The organism is Halopelagius longus (assembly GCF_900100875.1).
Lineage (GTDB): Archaea > Halobacteriota > Halobacteria > Halobacteriales > Haloferacaceae > Halopelagius > Halopelagius longus.
In genome coordinates this window covers 846,482-868,438 of record NZ_FNKQ01000002.1, presented here as the reverse complement: position 1 = coordinate 868,438, position 21,957 = coordinate 846,482, and the positions used below count along the sequence as shown (strand labels likewise).

The window sequence follows — 21,957 nt, the reverse complement described above, 5'->3', positions numbered from 1 at the left end:
GGCGTGGGACTCAGTCCGCCGCCGTCCCCGTCCCTGCGGGGTCCGCGGGGTCCGACCCGCGTCGCTCGGCTTCGGTGAGGTAACACTGCGGGTCGGGGGCGAACACGTCGCCCTCGGTGGCGATGGCGCGGAGGCGGGATGCGCCGCGGCAGATGTCCCGATACCGGCAGTCGGCGCACCGCCCCGTCAAGTGTTCCTCTCGCTCCCGGAGGGCGGTCAGGAGGGGGTTCGACTCGTCCTCCCAGATGGCTCCGAACGGCCTGTCGCGGACGTTTCCGAGGCTGTACCCCTGCCAGAACTGCGTGGGGTGGACGTTGCCGCAGTAGTCCACGTCGGCGACGCGTTCGCCCGTCGGGTCGCCGCCGTTGACTTCGAGGTACCGACGGACCGCGTTCGCCTTCTTCTCGCCCAACTCCTCGCGGGCGTACTCGACGAGGAACGCGGCGTCGCAGTAGTTGCCGACCAGAAGCGTCTCTATCTCCTCGCCGCGGGCGTGGTACTCCCGCGTCATCTCGCAGAGGCGGCGGACGGCGCGCCGCCGGGCGTCCGTCGAGAGGTCGGCGTCCGCGATGTCGCCGCCGCGCCCGCCGTAGTCGAGGTGATAGAAGCAGAAGCGGTCCACCCCCACGTCCGTCAGGAGGTTCACCACGTCCTCCATGTCCGGGGCGTTCTTCTGGGTGATGGTGTAGCGCAGTCCGGTCTTCAGGCCGGCGTCGAGGCAGTTCTCGATGCCGCGGACGGCGGCGTCGAACGCCCCCTCCTTCCCGCGGAAGTCGTCGTTTCGCTCCCGGAGGCCGTCCACCGAGACGCCCGCGTACGAGAGGCCCGCGTCCCGGAGGTTCCGGGCGCGGTCGGCCGTCAGAAGCGTCCCGTTGGTCGAGAGGACGGGCCGGATTCCCCGGTCCGAGGCGTGCGCCACCAGCGCCTCCAAGTCGTCGCGCACGAGGGGTTCGCCGCCCGAGAACAGCAACACTGGCACGCCGTACTCCGCGAGTTCGTCGATGAACTGCTTGGCCTCGGCGGTCGAGAACTCGCCGGGGGCGGCGTCGACGTCCGCCCCGGCGTAGCAGTGGTCGCAGTAGAGGTTACACCGCCGCGTGGCGTTCCAGACGACGACCGGTCGGCGCTGCCTCTCCTCGGTTATCTGCGCCTCGTTCGTCTCGCCCGCGGCGTCGTACCGGAGGCCGTCGCCCGCCGCGCCGAGGCCGCAGAGCAGTTTGCTGACGGATATCATCCCGGCACCTCCGTCTCCGCGGCGTCGTCGCGGGCGTTCCCGTCTCCGCGACACTCTCCGTCCTCGCGGCTCTCCCCGTTCTCGCGACCATCCCCGCCGTCGCTCTCTCCGTCGCCCGCGTACGCCGCGCCGTCGAGGGACCGCCCGCCGACGCGCCGCACCTCGTCGGCCGGGCAGAGCCACATCGCTTCCGCGGTCCACCCGAACAGCGACTCGCCTTGCTCGCGCGCGACGGCGGCGGTTCTCCCGGTCACGCTGCCGACGTGCCGGAGGGGGCCGGCCGCCTCCTCGCGGACGAACAGTTCCCACTCTCTGCCCGCGTCGGGGCGCGCCCGCCGCGGTTCGCGGTTCTCGGTGCCTCGTGCGTCCGGCGCGGTGCGTCCCGCGCCCGCGTTCGCGTCTGCGCTCTCGTCGTCCCCGTTCATACGTCGGCCTACGGCCGACCCCCCCACGTTTCGCTCGGTCGTTCCCAGTCGCCGGGAACGGACCGAACCGGTTTTCCCGACCTGCGACGACGGGGAGACGATGCACGGAGACAGTCGCTCGCGGCGTGCGTTCGTCGGTTCCGCGGCGGTAGCGACGCTGACCGCTCTCGCGGGCTGTTCCGGCGGCGGCACCACGCCGTCGCAGGAGTCCTCCGGCGGGGCGGAGTCCGCCGACGCCGCGGCGTCGAAGCGCGACTTCGGGGGATGGCTCGGCGCGACGACGAACTACGACGGCGTGGTCGAGGAGACGGACGCCTCCGAGGTGGAGGTGACGGTGGGGTCGCAGGCCAACGGCGGAGCGTACGGCTTCTCTCCCGCCGCGGTTCGCGTCTCGTCCGGCACGACGGTCGTCTGGACGTGGACCGGGAAGGGAAACGCCCACGACGTCGTCTCGACGGACGGCTCGTTCGCGTCCGAACGCACCGGCAAGAAGGGACACACGTTCTCCCGGGCGTTGGAGGATGCGGGGACGTACAAGTACTACTGCTCCCCCCACCGGGCGATGGGAATGAAGGGCGTCGTAGTCGTGGAGTGAGACGCTCGAACGTTCAAGCAAATCGAGCGCGTACCGCCGCCCATGACGTACCGCGCCGTCACCCGGAACCGCGACGTGGTCTGTGACCGCTACGAACTGGGCGAACACGGTGTCGAACTGTACGCGGTCGACGAGCACCCCTCGTCGGCCCGACGGACGGCGTCCGACGGAGAGGAGACGTTTCTCGCGTTCGTTCCGTACGAGAACCTCCTGTCGATTCTGAACGAGGACGCCGCGCGCGCACCCGACCCGTCCATCCTCTGACCGTCCGTCGGGGGTCGGCCCCTCGGGCTCAGAGGCTCTGCGGGGCCGGGTTCGGACCGTCGAAGGCGGACTCCTCGCGCGCGTCGAGGAGTTCCTGATAGCGGTTGCGAATCGTCACCTCGGAGATGTCGCTCACGTCGGCAATCATCGTCTGCGTGACGTGGACGTTCGTCAGGCGGACGGCGGCGTACAGTGCGGCGGCGGCCAGACCGACCGGCGATTTCCCCGAGTGGAGGTTCGCCTCCTTGGCGTCTTCGAGCAGTTCGCGGGCGGTTCGCTCCGTCTCCGCCGGCACGTCGAGTTCCGAGGCGAACCGCGGGAGGTACTCCGTCGGGTCCGCGGGTTCGATTTCGAGGGCGAGTTCGCGGACGACGTACCTGTAGGCCCCTTGGAACTCCCGTTCGTCCACGCGCGAGACCCTCGCGAGTTCGTCGAGCGAACGCGGGACGTGCGCCATCCGCGCGGCGGCGTACAGCGACGCCGTGGCGATGCCCTCGATGGAGCGCCCGGGTAGGAGGCCGTCGTCGAGTGCGCGGCGGTAGATGACCGAGGCGGTCTCGCGGACGTTCTCCGGCAGGCCCAACGCGGAGGCCATGCGGTCTATCTCGCCGAGCGCTTGCTTCAGGTTGCGCTCCTTGGAGTCGCGGGTGCGGAAGCGTTCGTTCCACGTCCGGAGGCGGTGCATCCGCTTCCGTTGCCTCGACGACAGGGAGTTGCCCTTGCTGTCTCTGTTCTCCCGGCCGATGTTGGTCGAGAGGCCCTTGTCGTGCATCGTGTTCGTCGTCGGCGCGCCGACGCGGGACTTCTCGTCGCGTTCGGCGGCGTCGAAGGCGCGCCACTCGGGGCCGCGGTCAACGGAGTCCTCCTCGACGACGAGTCCGCAGTCGTCGCAGACCGTCTCCCCGTGTTCCTCGTCGGCGACGAGTGCGGACGACGCACACTCCGGGCACCGCAGTTTCTCGTCCCCGTCTCTCCGTTCGGGGCGTTCTGTTCGCGTCTCGTCCGTCTCACCGCGTCGGTGCGCGGTGACCGAGGAGGTATCGCTCATAGATTTGGTTTCGGACCGGCGAGAACTGACGCCGGTCCCGAATCGGTTTGACGTAACGAAGGGTCGAGGCAAAACCGTGGTGGCGGATTACTTACGAGATTGTTGTCGTCGCCGTCGATTCGGAACCGCTCGGCGTCGACGCTCAAAACAGGGGTTCGATGGACTCCTCGTCGCCGTCGTCTCCGTCGCCGCCGGACGCCCGAATCAGACTCCGGTAGCGGTGGCCGCTCACGGAGTCCTTCTCGAGGATGTCGCGGCGCATCTCGACGGCCGTCCGACGGAGTTCGTTCAGTCGCGGCACGTCGTCCAGGCCGGAGAGGAGTACCGCCGCCGCGACGGACTCGGAGTTCATCGGGCAGTCGCCGCCGCGAATCTCCGTCGTCTCCGTCTCCTCGCGGACCCACTCCCGGCCGCGTTCTACCCCCTGCCGGGACACTTCCGCCCGCGGCCCGGCGACGACGACCACGCCCCGGTCCGCGCTCTCGATATCGCAGGGGACGGTGAGGCGACTCAGCGCCGCCCGCCGGACGAGCGACGTCACCCTGTTCGTCACCTTCCCCTCGTCGCGGTCCGGCGTCGAACCGAGGAGTCGCGCGACGAGTCCGCGCTTCGGCCGCCGCACCTCCACGCTCGCGTACCCGATGGTGGAGACGCCGCCGGCGTTGAGGGTGCGGCGCACGTCCGCCGTTTCGACGGCCCCGTCGTCGCCCGTCCCGTCCGCCTCCCCGGCGCTCAACACGACGCCGAGGCGTCGGGCCAGTTCCCGGTTGAGGCTCTCGTAGCCCGTCGAGACGTTCTCGCCGGACTGCCGCCACGCGTCGTTGTCGAAGAGGACGAGGTTCTCCACCTCGCGGACGAACGTCGGGAGCGAACGCGCGGCGTTGAGCGTGTTGATGCCGTCCTCGTCGCGTCCGGGGAGGACGCCGAGTCCGAACACCGGTTCGGCGTACACCCGGCCGAGTTCCTCGGCGACGACCGGACCCCCGCCGCTTCCGGTGCCGCCGCCGAGTCCGGCGACGACGAGGAAGGCGTCCACCTCGTGCGTCGAGAACTCGTCCACCACCGAGAGGACGTCCCCGATGTCCTCCCTCGTCACCTCCGCGCCGAGTTCGTTGTCCGCGCCGACGCCGTGGCCCTTCACCCGCGATTGTCCGACGAGGACGCGGCGGTCCTCCGGGAGGCGTTCCAGTTCCACGAGGTCGGCGCGGGCCGTGTTCACCGCGAGCGCGTCCGTCACGAAATCGACGCCCGCGTCCGACTCGTACGCCAAGAGCGACTCGACGATTCTCCCGCCGGCCAGTCCGACCCCGATGAGTGCGACGTTCATGTGAGACACCTGAGACGAGCCAGTCGCCCCAACACACGCGCCGTGAACGTATCAATACAACGCCGTTACCGAACAGTTAGGCGACCGAATGTCCGCTTAACGGACGATTGAACTGACTCGAGACCCGAATAAGGCGTAATGAGTCGAGGCGCCGACGAGGAGTTCCCAACGCCGGACCCCGGCCGCGAACCGAACCGACTGCTCCTCCGGGCGGTCTGTACCGTCGTCCTTGCCGCCGCCCTCGCGGCGTGGAACTACGAGTTCCTGCTCCGCCTGCGCCCGTTGCTGTGGCCGCCGACGGACCCCCTCTCGCGGTGGGTGGGCTTCGTCCTCCTGCAGGCGGGGGCGTACCTCCTCCTCCCCGCCGTCGTCGGGTCGTTCGCGGCCGACCGACTGTACGCTCGCTACGTCGCCGACGAGTCCGACTGACTCGCCTCTCTCGCCTCCGTTCGTTCTTCACTCGTCGCATCCGTCGCCTCGCCTTCGACGGCCGCCGTGACGGCGGCCAGTACGTCGCCCGCCGAGACGACGGTTCCGCGCGCGCGCAGTCGTTCGTAGGCGCGTTCGCCCTCCGTACCGGCGTAGTTTCGCTCCGCGAACGGTCGCTCCTCGACGAGGACGAGGCTGTCGGCGTCGGCGGCCGCGCGGAGGTTCGCCAGATTCCCCCGCCCGACTTCCACGTCCGCGACGACGACGCAGTCGGCGCGTTCGATGCGGTCGGCGACGGCGTCGCGCGCGGCGGAATCGACCGAAGAGAAGGGGGGAACGGTCACCGCGTCCACGCCGAGACTCCGCGCCGTCTCGGTGTCGGTGTCGCCCTCGTTCAGTGCGCCGACGGAGACGTCGTACCCCGCCGCAGAGAGGAGATACAGGTGCCTCGCGGCGGTGCCGCCCCCGCCGACGACGTGGACGCGCCCCTCGGCGTCGCCCGCCCGCGTCTCCGGCAACGCCGTGACGTACACCGACCCGGTGACGGGGTGGCGCGACACCACCGCGTTCGCGTCGAACGCCCCCTCCAGATTCGCCTCGGTGAGAACCTCGGCGGGCGGGCCGGCGGCGACGACGCCTCCGCCGGAGAGGAGGACGAGTTCGTCGCAGTAGTGCGCAGCGAGGTTCAGGTCGTGGATGGCCGCGACGGCCGTCTTCCCCTCGGCGACGAGTTCGGAGACGAGTTCGAGCGTCCGGACTTGGTGGTTGATATCGAGGCTTGCGGTCGGTTCGTCCAAGAGGAGAAGCGGCGTCGCCTGCGCGAGTGCGCGAGCGATGAGGACTCGCTGGCGTTCGCCGCCCGAGAGGCCCGTGACGGCGCGGTCCGCGAGGCCGGTCACGTCCGTTCGCTCCATCGCGCGTTCGACGGCCGCCGAGTCCTCGTCGCTCCACCCGCCGAACCGCGAGAGGTGCGGCGTCCGCCCCATCCGCACCGTCTCGCGGGCGTCGAAGTCGAAGGAGACGGAGGTGTCCTGCGGGACGGTGGCGACGAGTCTGCTGGCGGCCTTCGATCCGAGGCGGTCGATTCGCTCGCCCGCCACCTCGACGCGCCCGAGCGCGGGCGTGAGCGCGCCGTTCAGCGCCCTGAGCAGGGTCGTCTTCCCCGCGCCGTTCGGGCCGATGAGACCGACGAACGTCCCCGTGTCCACGTCGAGGGAGACGCCGTCCAGGATGGTCGTCCCCCCGAGGTCGATGCGGAGGTCCGACGCCCGGACGAGGGGGTCGCCGTCGGGCGGCGTCCCCCCGCGGGCGCTCCCGTTTCCGCGGGTCACAGTTCGTGCACCTCCCGCGTCCGCAGGAGGTAGAGGAAGAACGGCGCGCCCAGCGCCGCCGTCACGATGCCGACGGGAATCTCCGCCGCGCCGGACCGCGCGAGGGTGTCGGTGGCGACCAGAAACGACGCCCCGGCCAGCGCGCTCGTCGGCAGGAGTATCCGGTGGTCCGGGCCGACGACGAGGCGGACGCCGTGCGGGACGATGAGGCCGACGAAGCCGATGACGCCCGTGACGGCGACGGCGACGGCGGTGACTATGCTCGACGCCGCGAGCAGGATGCGCTTCGTCCGTTCGACTTCGATGCCGAGGCTGTGGGCGTCCTCCTCGCCGAGGAGCAGGACGTTCAGGTCCCGGCCGTAGGAGAGAAGCAGGACGAAAAGCGGCGGCAGGACGAGGGCGACGGTCCGCACCTCGTCCCACGTCGCGCCGCCGAGGTGGCCCATCAGCCAGTAGACGACGCGGCGGAGGCTCTCACCGCTGTGGAGCAGCATGAAGGAGATGACCGCGCCGAGGAACGTCTGGACCGCCACGCCCGCCAAGAGGAGCGTCGCCGTCGGCGTGCGGCCGCCCTCCGAGGCGAGCAGGTAGACGCCGAACGCCGTCAGAAGCGCCGTCGCGAACGCCGCACTCTGGAGTTGCAGGCCGAACGGGAGCGCGAAGGGGAGGACGATGGAGGCGACTGCGCCGACGGCCGCGCCCGAAGAGACGCCGATGATGGAGGGGTCGGCCATCGGATTCCGGAAGAAGCCCTGCATGACGACGCCCGCGGTGGCGAGTGCGAAGCCGACGAGGGCCGCGAGGACGATGCGCGGGAGGCGGACGCTGCGGACGATGACGGTGTGGGTCCGTTCGACCGGGAAGCGAAACACCGGCGAGAACGTCAGGTGCGGCGCGAGGACGTTCGCGCGGCCGACCACCGGGAGCGACACCGCGGCGGGCGAGAGCGTGAGTCCCGACGGCACCGCGACGGCGTTCAGCACCACCTTCGCCACGGTTCCGGCGGGGATGGACACCGGCCCGATGCCGGCGCTGACGAGAACGACGGCGACGAGGAGGCCGGTCAGTCCCCCCGACCACGCGAGGGTGCGGGCGCGAACGTCCATGTGTTCGTAACCCAATCGCAGTTGGTTTAGGTAAATACTTGTTGCGATGGGGGAGACGGGAGGACACATGAGACACAGAGCAGTCGTTCTCGCCCTCGTCCTCGTCGTCGCCGCGGTGGCGCCGACGGCTGGACTGGCGGCGGCACAGACCGAGGACGGTACGTCCACGGCGCAAGAATCGTGCACCTTCCCCTACTCCGCGACGGACGCGACGGGGGCGAACGTAACGCTCGAAGAGGACCCCGAACGGATCGTGACGCTCAACCCGAGCGCCGCCCAGACGATGTGGGAGATAGGCGCGCGCGAGGAAGTCGTCGGCGTCTCGCAGTACGCCTCCTACTTGGAGGGGGCCGACGAGAAAGCGAACGTCTCCGGGGCGAACGGCCCGAGCGTCGAGAAGGTCCTCGATGCCGACCCCGACCTCGTCCTCGTGCCGAACTCGACGTACGGGCTGGCGAAGGACCGCGTCGAGCAGATTCGCGACCAAGGCATCCCCGTGTACGTCTTCGGGACGGGCACCTCCTTGGAGTTCGTCGCCAACAAGACCGAGACGATCGGTCGCCTGACCGGTAACTGCGAGGCCGGACAGCGGACCGCAGACGACATCCGCGAGTCCGTCCGCCTGATGCAGGAGGCTCTCGCCGACGAGGAGAAACCCGTCGGACTCAACGTCTTCTACGGCTACACCTCCGGGAACAACACGTTCATCGGCGACGTGATGACCACGGCCGGGCTCCGGAACGGGGCCGCCGAGGCCGGGGTCTCCGGGTTCGCCCAACTCAACGACGAGACGGTCGTCCAGATGGACCCGGCGTGGATAGTCGCGCCCGAGGGGTCGCCGATTCCGAGCAACGAGGCGTACAACAGCACCACCGCGATACAGAAGGGGAACGTCGTCCGGGTAGACGAGAACAACCTCCAGCAACCCGCGCCGCGGTCGGTTGACGCCGCAGAGACCATCATGCAGGCGGTCCACCCCGAGGCGTACGAGGAGTACCAGTCGATGAAACAGCAGGCGAACCAGACGGAGACGACCGCGGCGACCGAAACGGCCGACACGACCGCTCAGACGACCGCGACTGCGACGACTGAGGAGACGGGGACCGGCGCGCCCGGATTCGGCGTCGTCGCGTCCGTCGTCGCCCTCCTCGGCGCGTCGCTTCTGGCGCGCCGGCGGTAACGCGGAACCGGACGACCGCACCCTCTTTCTCTCGGACGCGGACCACAACCGTATTACGGCCGCGCCGCACCCCTTTCGGTATGGCCGTCGAGAACGTCATCTGGCCCGTCTACATCGATGCGTCGAAGTCGCGGTCCGAGGGGCGTCGGGTCCCCCTCGACACCGCGGTCGAGGAACCGACGGTTGACGAAATCGCGGAAGCCGTCCAGCAGGTCGGCTACGACGCGGTCATCGAACGCGACGTGACGCACCCCCGCGAGTGGGACTCCCGCGGGCGCGTCCTCGTGAAAGGCGCGGAGGACTCCACGAAGAACGACCTCGTGCAGGCCGTCGCCGCGTACGTCGGCATCCTCCGGGGCTGATGGCGATGCAACGCGTCGGCACCGTCTCCCGGACCGCACAGAACCTCGCCATCGCGCGGGCAGACGACGAGAGTCACCCCGACATCGGCCGCGACGTGGTCGACGAGTCGCTGTCGAGCGTCGGGCGCGTGGTCGATATCTTCGGCCCCGTCGAGCGACCGTACGTCGCCATCACGCCGACCGAGGGCACGTCGCCGGCGTCGCTCGTCGGGAAGAAGCTGTACGCTCGGTAGCGGACGAAGCACAATCCCCATACCGCACCGGCCGAAACGGGGCGACATGCGAAAGCGCGTGTACCTCGGCGTGGCCATCGCCGCGCTCGTCTTCCTCCTCGTGCAGTTGGGCGCACTCGCGCTCGTCCCCACCTTCTACGAGCAGGGCTACCAGACCGTCGAGGACCCGACGGATCCGACGAACAGCCTCGTCTACATCGGAGCCATCCTCGTGGCGACGGCCGTGATGCTCGCGGCGTTCAAGTACGACTTCGACTGGGCCGTCCGCGCGCTCATCGTCTTCACCAGCGGGTGGCTCTCGTGGTACGTCTTCGCCGCCGTCCTCCCGACGGTTCCGGCCGCCGTCGCCGCCGTCGTCGTCGCCGGGGCACTCGTGGCGTACCCCGAGTGGTACGTCATCGACACCGCGGGGGTGTTGATGGGCGCGGGCGCGGCCGGACTGTTCGGCATCAGCTTCGGACTGCTGCCCGCGATAGTCCTCCTGACTGCGTTGGCTATCTACGACGCCGTCAGCGTCTACGGTACGAAGCACATGCTCGATCTGGCGGAGGGCGTGATGGACCTCCGCATCCCCGTCGTCCTCGTCATGCCGACGACGCTGTCGTACTCGCTCTTGGACGACGACTTCTCCGGCGCGAACGACGTCCACGAGGAGACGGACGCGACGGAGGCGGACGGCGAGGCGGCGGCCGCAAACGGTGGCGCGGCAGACGAGCAACCGGAACCCGACGCGGTATCCGAAGCCGACTCCGACGACGGCGTTCGGGACGCCCTCTTCATCGGCCTCGGCGACGCCGTCATGCCGACGGTGATGGTAGCGTCCGCGGCGTTCTTCTCGCCGGCGAACTCGCTCGGCGTCGGGTTCCTCCCGGCGCTGAACCTCCCGGCGCTGACGTCGATGGTCGGGACGTTCGCCGGATTGTTCGTTCTCCTGTGGATGGTGCTGAAGGGGCGGGCCCACGCCGGACTGCCGCTTCTGAACGGCGGCGCGATAGGCGGCTACCTCGTCGGGTCGCTCGCCGCCGGAGTTCCGATTCTGACCGCGCTCGGCCTCTGAGACCGCATCTCCGTCGCCGGAGTCGTCTCCTTCCGACCGCCGCCGTCGCCGCGTTCCTCACTCCTCGTTCGGTCCCGCGCCCTCGCGGACGTGCACCGCCATCCCCGTCTCGAAGTCGAGCATCGCGTCGGCGGACAACTCCGCGCGGCCGGTCGCGACGACGGTGTCGTCGGGCGTCACGACGGCGACTTCGTCGCCGGGGCGAACGTCCGGGTCGACGTCGGTGACGAACTTCGCGAACGCGTTCTTGCCCTCGCGGACGAACGGTTCGCTCTCGTCGCCGACGACGACTCGGTTCTCGGGCGGTTCCGACGCCGCCGCGAGGCGAACGCCGCCCGCGTGTCCCAGCGTGAACCGACCGTCCGTCCCGTACGAGACGAGTCGCCCCTCCGGCGCGCGTATCTGTCTGGGCCGACCGCTGGTGGAGCGAGTCACCGTCAACTCGTCTTCGGCGTCGCTCGGAAAGAGTACCTCGCCCGCGCCGGCGCCGAACTGGTAGTCGGCCACCGTCCGCAGATCGGCGAGCGTCCGGTCCCCGCCGGCTTCCTCGCTGTCGTCGCTCATGGTCGTCGTTCCCGCCGGTCCGTGAAGTCAGTCGCGGTCCGCTCTCGAACTGTGCCATTTGTTCACACTGTAGGTTTCGAAGAAAAACTCTAAGTAGTGACTGTCTGTCGATTCGGGGTATGTCCGTGGACATGCGGCAAGTCGCGCTCGGGGCGATGCTCCTCCTCGCGAGCAGCGCCTTCCTCCTCGAAACGGACGTCGACGGGCGCGTTCCCGCCGTCATCGCTGCGTTCGCCGCCGCCTGCACCGTCGTCGCGTCCCTCCGCGCCGGACGGGACGCCGACGGCGCGGCGGCCTGACTCGCGGTAGCGCGGTAGTGGCGCGGCGGCCCGCCGACAGAACGTGACAACAGTTCTGTTCATTCATCTTTAAGGAACGCTACGTCGAAACGGATAGTATGGCCGCAATCGAAGCCCTCCGTTCGGCCCTCTCCGCACTGGGCCGAAATCCGGTATTGTTCCTCGTAGGACTGCTGTACGGGGTCATAACCCTCCCGCAGTCTGCGTTGCAGTTAGCCGGCATCCCCATGGTGCCGACGCTCCTCCAGATACTCACGTTCTTCGTGACGCCGTTCGTCATCGCGGGCCTCCTCGGCATGGCGTCGGAGTCGCTAGACGGGAAGACGTCGTTCTCGACGCTCACCCGCGTCGGGAAGGACCGCTACGTCCCGCTTCTCGTCGGGTCGATAATCGAGTTCGCCATCTTCCTCGTGTTCGGCATCGTCGCCGCTATCGTCGGCATCGTCGCCGCCTTCGGCGTCTTCAGCGCCGGGGGCGGGGGTGCGGGCGGCGGTGCGATGCTCGCCGTCGGCGCCCTCGTCCTCGTCGTCGTCCTCGTGGGGATGCTCCTGGTCTTCTTCATCCAGTTTTACTCCGTCGCCATCGTCGTCGGCGGAACGGGAGCGATCGACGGCTTCCGCGAGAGCTACCGCCTCGTGCGTAACAACCTCGTCAGCGCCCTCGGGTACTCCGTCATCAACTTCGTCGTCTCGCTCGTGACGACCATCCCCATCTCGGGGTTCCTCTTCTGGCGGACGTTCCAGAACTTCTCGCAGTTCGAGAACGGCGGCGCGGGCGCGGGTGCCGGCGCGGCCGCGGGCGGTGCGGCCCCGATGCAGGCGCTCGGCTTCTCGACGCAGGAAGTGATCCTCATCTCGGTCATCTCGCTTGCGACGACGATGCTTCTGTTTACGTTCCAGCGCACGTACGCGACGGCGTTCTACCGGGCGCACGAACCGCGCTCGCGGCCCGAGGAGTTCGCCGAGACTGCCGACTTCGAGAACGAGAGCGAGGAGTCGGCGCTCTGAGAGACTACAGCAGGAAGGTGTCGGTTCGTTCCGACATGTCGAGGAAGGCGTCCGCCTCGCGGATGAGTTCCTCGGCGGTGGACTCCTTGAACGCCATCACCTCCACGCGGACGCCCTCGTGACGCAGGTGCGAACAGAGTCGGGAGAAGTCGCCGTCGCCCGTACAGAGCACGACCGTATCGACGTGATTCGCGAGCGTCACGGCGTCTAACGCCATCCCGACGTCCCAATCCGCTTTCTTCGACCCGTCGCCGAACGTCTTGATGTCCTTTATCTTCGTCTCGAAGCCGATGTCGACGAGTGCCTCGAAGAACCGCTCCTCGTCGGGGGAGTCCGCCCGGACGACGTAGGCGATGGCGCGCGTGAGCGCTCGGTCGGAGACGGCCTTCTCCAACAGCGACGAGTAGTCGATGTTTCGCGAGTAGAGGCTCTGTGCCGTATGATAGAGGTTCTGCGCGTCGGCCAGAACGGCGACGCGTTGGCCCGGATGAATCTCGGTCATACCTCACTGGGGGGGACGACACCTAATGAATTGTGGGGCGATTCCCGGTTCTCGCGCCCGCCCGGCCGCGCGCGTACGGTGTCTGCGCCCCGGCCGCCGCCGTCGGCGCTCTCGTCCGGTCGGCGGATGTTGCGTACGACGCAAGTTATATCTGGCAACGGTCCAGTTTCTCGCGTGTGACGCGACCCACGTCGTCCCGGTCGGGTGTCCGCCTGCCGACAGCGACGCGTGGGGCTCTTCTGAAACCGAAAAAACGCGCACCGTAACGCTCGTGGCGGGAGTAGCGACCCCGTCTCGGGCGACTTTCGGCGCGGTGCGCACCGGCGTTCGACCACACGCGACGCAGACACACAGACACGACACCACATGACGGAACTCGACTTGACGGGAGTCTTCCCGGCGATGACGACGCCGTTCGCCTCGGACGGCAGTATCGACCACGAAACGCTCGCGGAGAACGCGCGACGCCTCGAAGCGGCGGGCGTCGCCGGCCTCGTCCCCGTCGGTTCGACGGGCGAGAGCGCCACCCTCACCCACGACGAACACATCGAAGTCGTCGAGACGGTGGTCGAGGCGGTGGAGGAGGTGCCCGTAATCGCGGGGTCGGGGTCGAACTCCACCCGCGAGGCGTTGGAGTTGTCTCGACGCTCCGCCGACGTGGGCGCGGACGGGCTCCTCCTCATCTCGCCGTACTACAACAAGCCCGAACAGGCCGGTCTGCTGGAGCACTTCCGGACCGTCGCAGACGAAGTGGACGTCCCGCAGATAGCGTACAACGTCCCCTCGCGGACGGGCCGAAACGTCGAACCGGAGACGGCCGCCGCACTCGCCGAACACGAGAACATCGTCGGCTACAAGGCCGCGAGCGGCGACCTCGGGCAGATATCCGAAGTCGTCGAGCGCACGCGCGGCGAGGAGTTCGCGGTGCTGTCGGGCGACGACGCACTCACGCTCCCCGTCCTCTCCGTCGGCGGCGTCGGCACCATCTCCGTCACCGCGAACGTCGAACCCGAACGGACGGTGGCGATGGTGGAGGCGGCCCTCGACGGCGACTACGGCCGGGCGCGGGAACTCCACCACGAACTCGGACCGCTCAACCGCCACCTGTTCGTCGAGACGAACCCGATTCCGGTGAAGAAGGCGGTGGAGATGCGGGGACACGCACCGGGGACGCTCCGCCCGCCGTTGACCGAACTGCGCGAGGAGAACGCCGAGGAACTGCGGCGCATCCTCGACGAACTCGACGCGGCGCGCGAGGAGTCTTTGGGCGCGGCGGGGGCCGAGTAGATGTCCGAGCCGGTTCGCCTCGCCGTCACGGGCGCGGCCGGACGCATGGGCCGGGAGGTTCTGGACGCCGCCACCGACCGCGACGACGTGGACGTGGTGCTCGCGGTCAACCGGTCGCCGGTCGAGGAGATTTCGGGCGTCCCGGTCCGCGACGCCGCGGAGATAGACGAACTGCTGGAGGTGGAGATGCCGGACGTCCTCGTGGACTTCACCGGCCCCGACTCCAGCGCCGACTACGTGGCCGCCTGCGCGGACGCGGGCGTCGCCGCCGTCGTCGGCACGACCGGATTCGACGAGGCGGGCCGCGCGGCGCTTGAGTCGGCCGCCGAGTCCGTCCCCGTCCTGAAGGCGGCGAACTTCTCTCGGGGGGTCGCGGCCCTCCGCCGCGCCGTCCGCGAGGCGGTGGCGGCGCTTCCCGGCTACGACATCGAGGTGACGGAGACGCACCACAACGGGAAGCGCGACGCCCCCTCGGGCACGGCGAACACCATCTTAGACGACATAGAAGAGGTCCGCGGCGAGGCCGAACGCGTCCACGGACGCGTCGGCGACCAACCGCGCGAGGACGGCGAAATCGGCGTCCACGCGCGGCGCGCGGGCGACGTGACGGGCGAACACGAAGTCCTCCTCGCCGGCAACCACGAACTCCTCTCGCTGACGCACAGAGCGGGTGCCCGCGGCGTCTTCGCCGCCGGCGCACTCGACGCCGCCGTCTGGGTCGCGGGACGCGACGCCGGGCGGTACGACTTCGACGACGTACTCGACCAACGATGAGCATACAATCCGAAATCGACGACCTGTGGCAGCGATACCAAGACGACGCCCTCTCGGTCACGACGGCCGGAAGCGAGGAACTGGCGACGCTCGATGCGTTCCTCGAAGCCCTCGAAGGCGGAGAGGTCCGCGCGGCCGAACAGACCGGCGGGTCCGGCCCCGACGGCTGGGAGGTCAACGAGTGGGTCAAGCGGGGTATCCTGCTGAACTTCGGCCTCCGGGAGACGGAGGGCCGCGAACACGGCGACGTGACCTACTACGACGTGCTCCCCCTCCGCGAGACGGCCGACCTCGGCGAACGCGGGACGCGGAACACGCCGGACGGGACCGTCATCCGCCGCGGCGCGTACCTCGGCCGCGACTGCATCATGATGTCGCCCTCGTTCGTCAACGTGGGCGCGCACGTGGGCGACGGAACGCTGGTCGACTCCTGCGACACCGTCGGCTCCTGCGCGCAGATCGGCGAGAACGTGAAACTCGGCGCGAACACCCTCATCGGCGGCGTCCTCGAACCCGTCGAGGACGCGCCCGTCATCGTCGAGGACGACGTCTCCCTCGGCGCGGGATGCCGCGTCACCTCCGGCTTCCACGTCGGCGAGAACACCGTCGTCGGCGAGAACACGCTGCTGTCGCCGCGCATCCCGGTCTACGACCTCGTGGAGGAAGAGGTCCTCTACGGACACCTGCCCGCGAACCGCCGGGCGTTCACCCGCTACGTCGAGTCGTCCATCGGCGACCACGACCTGTTCGCCGGCGGCGCGTTCAAGCCCGCCGTCGTCGCCCTCGACATCGAGGAGGAGACGCTGGACAAGACCCGCAGGGAGGAAGCGCTCCGAGAGTGAGCGTCCACTGACACCGACTCCCACGACCATCGGTCGTGGCAACGAATGTCATCGTCACCAGAACATATATAGGGGGGAGACATAGTGGGCTCCGATGAACGGCACGGGAGCATCCGCGAACGCTCGACCCTCTCTCTTTCGCGCGACTCCCGTGTCCGGCCACTCGCGGCCACGCCGGAATCTGACCGAGCCACCGCGTTAGCACCACCCATGAACGTATCCGACCGAACCATCTCGTACGAATCGTACCGAAGCGAAAACCACAACTGCCGACTTCTCGCCGTCGACGCGGCCCAGGCCGTCCCCGACCGACGGGCGTTCGTCCGCGCCGCCTGCGAGTCCGAGGACGACGCCGAGGGCGTCCTCTTTCTCGCACTCGAACAGAGCTACGCCGAACCGCGCGTCGTCACGACGTTCGTGAACCCCGAGGGGACCGTCGAACGCGTCACGCCCGCCGCCGCGGGGTGCGCCGCCGCGTGGGCCCTCGACCGAATCGGCGAGGAAACCGTCTTACTCGACACGCAGACGGGCACGTACCGCGCCGTGGCCGACGGCGACGGCGTCCGCGTCGAAGCGCTCTCCTCCGAGGACGAGGGGACGAACGCCGCCGTCGTCCGCGAACGCGAGTCCGAAGCGTCGCTGGCCGCGCCCGCGCCCGCACCGGATGGCGGCCGCTTGGGTCGTTCTCCTCGGACCGAAACCGAATCAGTCGTGTCCGAGGAGCCCCGACCGGCGGACGATGACTGACCCGACTCCGACGACAGACTCCGACTCCGACCCGGCGGTTCGTCGCCTCGGCGACTGGGACGCGGTTCGACTCCGCAGTCTCGCCGAGCAGTACGACACGCCCGCGTACGTAATCGACTTAGACCGCATCCGGCAGAACTACCGGCGACTCTCCGCCGCCTTCGAGGCGGCGTTCGACGACCCGACGGTGATGTTCGCGGTGAAGGCCCACTCCGGGCGCGCCGTCATCGAGACGCTCTTAGACGAGGGCGTCCCGATGGAGTGCGCCGCCGCGGGCGAGGTGTTCCGCGCCCTCCGCGCCGGTGCGGACCCCGACGAGATACAGTACACCGGCGTCAACCCCCCGGACGGCGACTTGGACTACGTCGTCGGCGTCTGGGAGGACGCGCCGGGCATGACGTTCAACGTCGGCGCGGAGGACAGCGTCGAACGCCTCGCGGAACGCGGATTCGACGGCCGCCTCTGCCTCCGCGTCAACCCCGGCATCGCCGCCGGTCACCACGAGAAGGTCAAGACCGGCGCGCACCCGAAGTTCGGAATTCCGTACGACAGCGTCCCGGAAGTCGCCGAACGCGTCCGCGAGGAGTACGACATGGACCTCGTGGGCCTCCACGCCCACGCCGGAAGCGGCATGCTCGACGAGGATATGGACGCCCACGCCGAGTACGTCGCGAAGATGGGCGAGTTAGCCCGCGAGGTGGGCGACCTCGAATTCCTCGACATCGGCGGCGGGTTCGGCGTCCCGTACCGCGACGACGAGGACCCCCTCGACATCGATGCGGTCGCCGAACGCACCGCCGAGGCACTCGGTGACCTCGACGCGACGCTGAAGATAGAGCCCGGTCGTTACCTCTTGGCCGACGCCGGGTGTCTGCTCGCGACCGTCAACACCGTCAAGGACACGCCGGAGACGACCGTCGTCGGCATCGACGCCAGCATGACGACGCTGATTCGACCGGCGATGTACGACGCCTACCACGGCATCCGCAACCTCACGAACCCCGACGCGCCGGTCGAACCGCTGACGGTCGGCGGTCCGGTCTGCGAGAGTTCGGACACGTTCTGCCGCGACCGACCGCTCCCGCGCCCCGACCGCGGCGACGTCGTCGCCATCGGCCACACCGGCGCGTACGGCTACGCGATGGCGAGTCAGTTCCACTCCCAGCCCCGGCCGGTCGAAATCGCCCTCGAAGGCGGCGAGGCGCGCGTCGCACGCCGCAGGGAGACGTTCGACGACTTGGTGCGCTTAGAGGAGTAACGGACGGTCCGGGTCTTTTTATATCGAACCGAGGGAACGTCTTCGCATGAACTCCGATTCGGACGCCGCCTCGGCGTTCGACCCCATCGACTTCCTCGAACGCGCGGTGCCCGTCGCCTCGAACGACGGCGTCGAGGAGATGCGCGACCTGCTGGTCGAGACGCTCGAAGACGCCGGGTTCGACCCCGAAATCGACGAGGCGGGCAACACCGTCGCCTCGAAGGGGGCCGCAGAGCCCGACCGGCACCTCGTGTTGAACACCCACATCGACACCGTCTCGCCGCACGTCCCGTTCCGCCGCGACGACGACGTGATTCGCGGACGAGGTTCGTGCGACGCCAAGGGACCGCTCGCGGCGCTTCTCGCGGCGTTCGTCGCCGTCGAACCCGCGGCGGACGCCCGACTCACCCTCGCGGTGACGCCCGACGAGGAACTGCTCTCGACGGGCGCGCACGCACTGGACGTCGACGGCGACATGTACGTCGTCGGCGAACCGACGAACCTCGACGTCTGCACCGCCGCGAAGGGGCGGTTTCAGGGGACGCTGACGCTCTCGGGCGTCGCCTCCCACGCCGCCGAACCGGAGTCGGGCGTCAACGCGGTCTTCGCACTCGAAGCGGCGTTGGCGGCGATTCGCTCCTACGACGAGGGGCGGGCGGCGCACCCCTCCCTCGGGTCCGCGACGCTGACGCCGACGACGGTGGCTGGCGGCGACGCGACGAATCAGGTGCCCGCCGGGTGCCGACTCGTCTTAGACCGGCGGAGCGTCCCGCCGGAGTCGGCCGCGGAGTTCCGCGACGGCCTCGAATCCGCCGTTCGGGAGGCCGTCCCCGACGACGTTGGCGTCTCGTTCGACCTGACGGACCGCCCGACGCCGTTCTTGGAGGCGTTCGCCACCGACGAGGACCACGAACTCGTCGAAACCGTCGCCGAGGCGTCCCGTCGGGCGGGCGGGTCCGGCGACGTGCGCCCGTTCACCGCGGCGACGGAGGCGTCGTACTTCTCGCCCGCGCCCGTCGTCGTCTTCGGGCCGGGCGTCCTCGCCGACGAGGAGGGGGCCGTCGCCCACGCCGAACGCGAGTACGTCCGCGTCGAGGACGTTCGGACGGCGGCGGCGGCGGTGACCGACGCGGCGGCCGAACTCGTCGGAGAGTAAACTCGTCGTTTTAGTTACCGTTGGTGACTTTTCACCGCTCCTCATAGAGGGGGACGCATGTTCAAACGCCCTCTATCGACTGACTCGTCTAGACGGCTCTCTCTCGCGGTGACGGCTCTCCTCGCGGTTCTCGCGGGGAGCGTCGTTCTCACCGGCGGCGTCGCCGCCGCGGAGAACGCCACGTTCACACCGCACGACGAGAACGCGACGTTCCTCCCCGAGACGAACCAAACCGTCTCCGGGAACACGACGCTCGACGCGGGCACTACCGTGCAGGTCTACCTGCAGTCCTCGGGAGAAGGCCAAGTGCAGTTCATCAAGACGGCGACGACGAACGTGACCGACGAGGGGACGTACGAAGCCTCGTTTAACTTCTCGTCTATGCCGAACGGTTCGGGCGGGCCGGTGACGGTGACCGTCCGCGCGCAGAGCGAGTCGAACGCCTCCGTCGAGTACGAACGGCGGTTCGTAGACTCGACGCCGTTCGACCCCCGCGACGAGAACCGAACGCTCGAAGCGGGGTCGAACGCGACGCTCTCGGGGTACGCGACGTACGACGAGGGGACCGAACTCACCGTTCGAGTGCAGGCCGCCGACGAGAACGCGACGCAGTACCTCAAACAGACGACGACGAACGTCACCGCAAACGGCACGTACGCCGCGACGTTCGACCTCCGCAACGTCACGAACGCGACGGACTCCGTCGCCGTGACCGTCGCGCGGGCGAACGGAAGCGACAACGAGTCCTACGAGTACGAACTGCCCGTTCGGTCGGTGACGAACGAGACGACGACCGAGAACGGGACGACCACTCCGTTGTTGACCGCGACGGAAACGGAGACGCCCGTCACCGAGACGCCGACGGAAACCGCCGCCCCGACGACCGAACCGGAGACGGACGAACCGACGAGTGAGACCGGCGCGACGACCGAACCGGAGACGGAGACGACGACGCCCGGATTCGGCGTCGGCACCGCAGTCGTCGCCTTCGTCTCCCTCGTCGTCGCAGTCGCCCTCGCCCGGCGACCCTGACGCGGCGACGACCGCTTTTTTCGACGCTCGCCTTTCGCCGACGGCGAAACCGTAACGACGAAACCCCGTCTCGGCGTCCGGACACCCATGTACGAGGCGGTCTACGCGCACCCCGACGGCGACGCCACGGTGTCTCGATTCGCTGCGACGGCGGAGAGACACGGGTACGACGGACTCGTCGTCCGCGCCGTGGACGCGAGACCCGACTACGAGGCCCTCCGCGAGGAGGTGAACGTCGATATCGTGGACGCCGCCGAGGTGGTCGCGCCGCACCCGCGGAACGCGAGCGGTGCGGTCGGTAACTTCCGCCCGGACCGCACCCTCGTCGTCGTCCGCGGCGGGACGAACGAACTCAACCGCTTCGCGGTCGAACAGGCGCGGGTGGACGTTCTCGCCCGCCCGTTCGGCGACGACGGCGACGTGAACCACGTCCTCGCGAAGGCCGCCCGCGACAACGGCGTCGCCATCGAGGTGAACTTCGGCCCCGTCCTGCGGCGAACGGGAGGGACGCGCGTCCAACACCTGCGGAAACTCCGGAAACTGTCGCAGTTGATAGACCACTACGACGCGCCGCACGTCGTCAGCGTCGGCGCGGAGTCGCACCTGCAGGTGCGCGCGCCGCGGGAACTGGCGGCCGTCGGCGAGGAAGTCGGCCTCGGCGCCGAGTTCGTCCGCGAGGGACTGGCCGCGTGGGGCGACATCGCCGCGCGGAACCGCGAGCGGATGTCCGAGTCGTTCATAGCCCCCGGCGTCAAACGTGACGGATATGAAGAAGACGATTGAGGAACACGCCGACCGGTTCTCGAAGGCCGCCGCCGAGTACGACGACTCGCAGGACTCCGAGGAGTATCTCGCCTGCGCGAACCTCGTCGTCGAACACGCCGCGCCGACGGCCGACGACGTAGTGCTCGATTTAGGAACGGGGACGGGCGCTATCGCGTTGGCCCTCGCGCCGGACGCGAAGCGAGTCGTCGGCCGCGACATCAGCGAAGGGATGCTCGAACAGGCGCGGCAGAAGGCCGAAGACGCCGGGATAGGGAACGTGGAGTTCGGCGAGGGGCGGTTCCGCGACCCGAACTACGACGGCCCCGTCGATATAGTGACGTCGAACTTCGCGATGCATCACCTCTCCGACGAGGAGAAACGCGAGGCCATCGGCGTCATCGCGGAGCTGAACCCCGACCGGTTCGTCCTCGGGGACGTGATGTTCTTCGGGGCGCCCGACCCCGAGGAACCGTTCTACAGTCCCGAGGTGGACGACCCCGCGACGGTGGGGGTCCTCGTGGACGCGTTGACCGACGAGGGGTTCGTCCTCACCGCCGTCGAACGGGTCCACGAACAGGTGGGCGTCCTCGTGGCCGAACGGTTCGGTTCGGCGGGCGAGAGAGTCGAACTCGACGAGGCCGACGAGGAGTAGATGAAGCACCTCCCGAAGCACATCCGCCCGCGGTGGCGGTATCTCGCGGTCGAAATCGAGGCGTGGCCCGACGCGGACTTCGACCGCGGCGACTTCCAACGCGACCTGTGGTACGCCGCGCAGAATCTCTACGGCGACGCCGGGAGCGCCGACGCCGACCTGACCGTCCTCTCGTTTCGCCTCGAAGACGGCGAGGGCGAGACGATAGTCCGCGCCCACCGGGGGAAGACCGACCGCGCCCGCGCCGCAGTCGCCTGCGTCAGTCGCGTCGGCGGCGACCCCGTGGGACTCCGAATCCGCGGGATTTCGGGCACCGTGCGTGCCTGTGAGGAAAGTTATTTGAACGGGCGGGCCGGAGACTGTGAACAGAGAAACGTCGTGTTCGAGAACGACTCTCGGCCCGCCGTCGTCCGCGATTCGCGGGTGGACGTCCGCGGTGCCGACGGGTTCGCGGGCGCGACGAAACTCGATTTCGAGTGAT

At 69.0% G+C, this 21,957-nt stretch carries 27 protein-coding genes; 19 read left to right on the top strand and 8 right to left on the bottom strand.

Annotation, left to right across the window (positions count from 1 at the left end):
• Positions 1-10 precede the first annotated feature (10 nt).
• Both BLS11_RS10175 and BLS11_RS10170 read right to left on the bottom strand, forming a co-directional pair.
• Entirely contained in the window at positions 11-1,234 is a 1,224-nt protein-coding gene (locus BLS11_RS10175; RefSeq protein WP_092536877.1) for a TIGR04347 family pseudo-SAM/SPASM protein, read from the bottom strand.
• On the bottom strand, positions 1,231-1,659 hold the full coding sequence (locus BLS11_RS10170) for an Htur_1727 family rSAM-partnered candidate RiPP (protein ID WP_092536874.1): 429 nt from the start codon (positions 1,657-1,659) through the stop codon (positions 1,231-1,233). The genes BLS11_RS10175 and BLS11_RS10170 overlap by 4 nt, the downstream gene beginning before the upstream one ends.
• A 100-nt stretch (positions 1,660-1,759) precedes the next feature.
• Here BLS11_RS10170 and BLS11_RS10165 point away from each other — a divergent pair, with 100 nt between their 5' ends.
• The gene (locus BLS11_RS10165; RefSeq protein WP_092536871.1) at positions 1,760-2,254 is read left to right on the top strand and encodes a halocyanin domain-containing protein; all 495 of its coding nucleotides are present in this window, start codon (positions 1,760-1,762) and stop codon (positions 2,252-2,254) included.
• 42 nt (positions 2,255-2,296) lie between these two features.
• On the top strand, positions 2,297-2,518 hold the full coding sequence (locus BLS11_RS10160) for a hypothetical protein (RefSeq protein WP_092536868.1): 222 nt from the start codon (positions 2,297-2,299) through the stop codon (positions 2,516-2,518).
• A 28-nt stretch (positions 2,519-2,546) separates the two neighbouring features.
• Here BLS11_RS10160 and BLS11_RS10155 read toward each other — a convergent pair whose 3' ends face one another.
• On the bottom strand, positions 2,547-3,566 hold the full coding sequence (locus BLS11_RS10155) for a transcription initiation factor IIB (protein WP_092536865.1): 1,020 nt from the start codon (positions 3,564-3,566) through the stop codon (positions 2,547-2,549).
• 142 nt (positions 3,567-3,708) lie between these two features.
• Complete coding sequence (locus tag BLS11_RS10150) at positions 3,709-4,893, bottom strand: tubulin/FtsZ family protein (protein ID WP_092536862.1); 1,185 nt, start codon at positions 4,891-4,893, stop codon at positions 3,709-3,711.
• A gap of 138 nt (positions 4,894-5,031) precedes the next feature.
• On the opposite strand from BLS11_RS10150, the gene BLS11_RS10145 reads away from it, so the two are divergent.
• On the top strand, positions 5,032-5,322 hold the full coding sequence (locus tag BLS11_RS10145) for a hypothetical protein (RefSeq protein ID WP_092536859.1): 291 nt from the start codon (positions 5,032-5,034) through the stop codon (positions 5,320-5,322).
• On the opposite strand, the gene BLS11_RS10140 is transcribed toward BLS11_RS10145, so the two are convergent.
• Together BLS11_RS10140 and btuC are read right to left on the bottom strand one after the other, a co-directional pair.
• Positions 5,298-6,653: an ATP-binding cassette domain-containing protein gene (locus BLS11_RS10140; protein ID WP_092536856.1), complete on the bottom strand. Its 1,356-nt coding sequence runs from the start codon at positions 6,651-6,653 to the stop codon at positions 5,298-5,300. The two genes, BLS11_RS10145 and BLS11_RS10140, sit on opposite strands and share 25 nt — an antisense overlap.
• Positions 6,650-7,759, bottom strand: coding sequence for a vitamin B12 ABC transporter permease BtuC (gene btuC / locus BLS11_RS10135; protein WP_092536853.1), 1,110 nt, complete (start codon positions 7,757-7,759; stop codon positions 6,650-6,652). Before btuC ends, BLS11_RS10140 begins: the two co-directional genes overlap by 4 nt.
• 67 nt (positions 7,760-7,826) lie before the next feature.
• Between btuC and BLS11_RS10130 the strand changes: the two genes are divergently transcribed.
• The 4 genes from BLS11_RS10130 (at position 7,827) to BLS11_RS10115 (ending at position 10,591) form a co-directional block, all read left to right on the top strand.
• Positions 7,827-8,939, top strand: a complete 1,113-nt coding sequence (locus BLS11_RS10130) for a PGF-CTERM-anchored ABC transporter substrate-binding protein (RefSeq protein ID WP_092536850.1) — start codon at positions 7,827-7,829, stop codon at positions 8,937-8,939.
• A gap of 80 nt (positions 8,940-9,019) precedes the next feature.
• Complete coding sequence (gene srp19, locus BLS11_RS10125) at positions 9,020-9,301, top strand: signal recognition particle subunit SRP19 (protein ID WP_092536847.1); 282 nt, start codon at positions 9,020-9,022, stop codon at positions 9,299-9,301.
• A 5-nt stretch (positions 9,302-9,306) separates the two neighbouring features.
• Complete coding sequence (locus BLS11_RS10120) at positions 9,307-9,534, top strand: H/ACA ribonucleoprotein complex subunit GAR1 (RefSeq protein WP_092537256.1); 228 nt, start codon at positions 9,307-9,309, stop codon at positions 9,532-9,534.
• Between the two features lie 46 nt (positions 9,535-9,580).
• The gene (locus tag BLS11_RS10115; RefSeq protein ID WP_092536844.1) at positions 9,581-10,591 is read left to right on the top strand and encodes a presenilin family intramembrane aspartyl protease PSH; all 1,011 of its coding nucleotides are present in this window, start codon (positions 9,581-9,583) and stop codon (positions 10,589-10,591) included.
• 57 nt (positions 10,592-10,648) lie between these two features.
• Here the strand turns inward: BLS11_RS10115 and BLS11_RS10110 are convergent, their stop codons facing one another.
• Positions 10,649-11,155 carry a PUA domain-containing protein gene (locus tag BLS11_RS10110; RefSeq protein ID WP_092536841.1) on the bottom strand — a complete coding sequence of 169 codons (507 nt, stop codon included), beginning with the start codon at positions 11,153-11,155 and terminating at the stop codon, positions 10,649-10,651.
• Between the two features lie 119 nt (positions 11,156-11,274).
• Here BLS11_RS10110 and BLS11_RS10105 point away from each other — a divergent pair, with 119 nt between their 5' ends.
• A complete protein-coding gene (locus tag BLS11_RS10105) occupies positions 11,275-11,454 on the top strand; it encodes a hypothetical protein (protein WP_092536838.1) in 180 nt (59 codons plus the stop codon).
• Positions 11,455-11,552: 98 nt separating this feature from the next.
• Positions 11,553-12,461, top strand: coding sequence for a DUF7847 domain-containing protein (locus BLS11_RS10100; protein ID WP_092536835.1), 909 nt, complete (start codon positions 11,553-11,555; stop codon positions 12,459-12,461).
• A gap of 4 nt (positions 12,462-12,465) precedes the next feature.
• Here BLS11_RS10100 and BLS11_RS10095 read toward each other — a convergent pair whose 3' ends face one another.
• On the bottom strand, positions 12,466-12,963 hold the full coding sequence (locus BLS11_RS10095) for a LabA-like NYN domain-containing protein (protein ID WP_092536832.1): 498 nt from the start codon (positions 12,961-12,963) through the stop codon (positions 12,466-12,468).
• A 366-nt stretch (positions 12,964-13,329) separates the two neighbouring features.
• Here BLS11_RS10095 and dapA point away from each other — a divergent pair, with 366 nt between their 5' ends.
• The 10 genes from dapA (at position 13,330) to BLS11_RS10045 (ending at position 21,956) form a co-directional block, all read left to right on the top strand.
• Entirely contained in the window at positions 13,330-14,250 is a 921-nt protein-coding gene (dapA, locus tag BLS11_RS10090; RefSeq protein WP_092536828.1) for a 4-hydroxy-tetrahydrodipicolinate synthase, read from the top strand.
• Positions 14,251-15,024: a 4-hydroxy-tetrahydrodipicolinate reductase gene (gene dapB / locus BLS11_RS10085; protein ID WP_092536825.1), complete on the top strand. Its 774-nt coding sequence runs from the start codon at positions 14,251-14,253 to the stop codon at positions 15,022-15,024.
• Complete coding sequence (locus tag BLS11_RS10080) at positions 15,021-15,866, top strand: 2,3,4,5-tetrahydropyridine-2,6-dicarboxylate N-succinyltransferase (protein WP_092536822.1); 846 nt, start codon at positions 15,021-15,023, stop codon at positions 15,864-15,866. The genes dapB and BLS11_RS10080 overlap by 4 nt, the downstream gene beginning before the upstream one ends.
• 210 nt (positions 15,867-16,076) lie before the next feature.
• A complete protein-coding gene (locus BLS11_RS10075) occupies positions 16,077-16,613 on the top strand; it encodes a hypothetical protein (RefSeq protein WP_092536819.1) in 537 nt (178 codons plus the stop codon).
• A complete protein-coding gene (lysA, locus tag BLS11_RS10070; RefSeq protein ID WP_092536816.1) occupies positions 16,606-17,871 on the top strand; it encodes a diaminopimelate decarboxylase in 1,266 nt (421 codons plus the stop codon). The genes BLS11_RS10075 and lysA overlap by 8 nt, the downstream gene beginning before the upstream one ends.
• A gap of 46 nt (positions 17,872-17,917) precedes the next feature.
• A complete protein-coding gene (locus BLS11_RS10065) occupies positions 17,918-19,027 on the top strand; it encodes a M20 family metallopeptidase (protein ID WP_092536813.1) in 1,110 nt (369 codons plus the stop codon).
• 57 nt (positions 19,028-19,084) lie between these two features.
• Positions 19,085-20,059: a BGTF surface domain-containing protein gene (locus BLS11_RS10060; RefSeq protein WP_139172791.1), complete on the top strand. Its 975-nt coding sequence runs from the start codon at positions 19,085-19,087 to the stop codon at positions 20,057-20,059.
• Between the two features lie 87 nt (positions 20,060-20,146).
• Complete coding sequence (locus BLS11_RS10055; protein WP_092536807.1) at positions 20,147-20,842, top strand: RNase P subunit p30 family protein; 696 nt, start codon at positions 20,147-20,149, stop codon at positions 20,840-20,842.
• A complete protein-coding gene (locus tag BLS11_RS10050) occupies positions 20,826-21,476 on the top strand; it encodes a class I SAM-dependent methyltransferase (protein ID WP_092536804.1) in 651 nt (216 codons plus the stop codon). Before BLS11_RS10055 ends, BLS11_RS10050 begins: the two co-directional genes overlap by 17 nt.
• Positions 21,477-21,956 carry an Rpp14/Pop5 family protein gene (locus BLS11_RS10045; protein ID WP_092536801.1) on the top strand — a complete coding sequence of 160 codons (480 nt, stop codon included), beginning with the start codon at positions 21,477-21,479 and terminating at the stop codon, positions 21,954-21,956.
• Position 21,957: the final 1 nt, after the last annotated feature.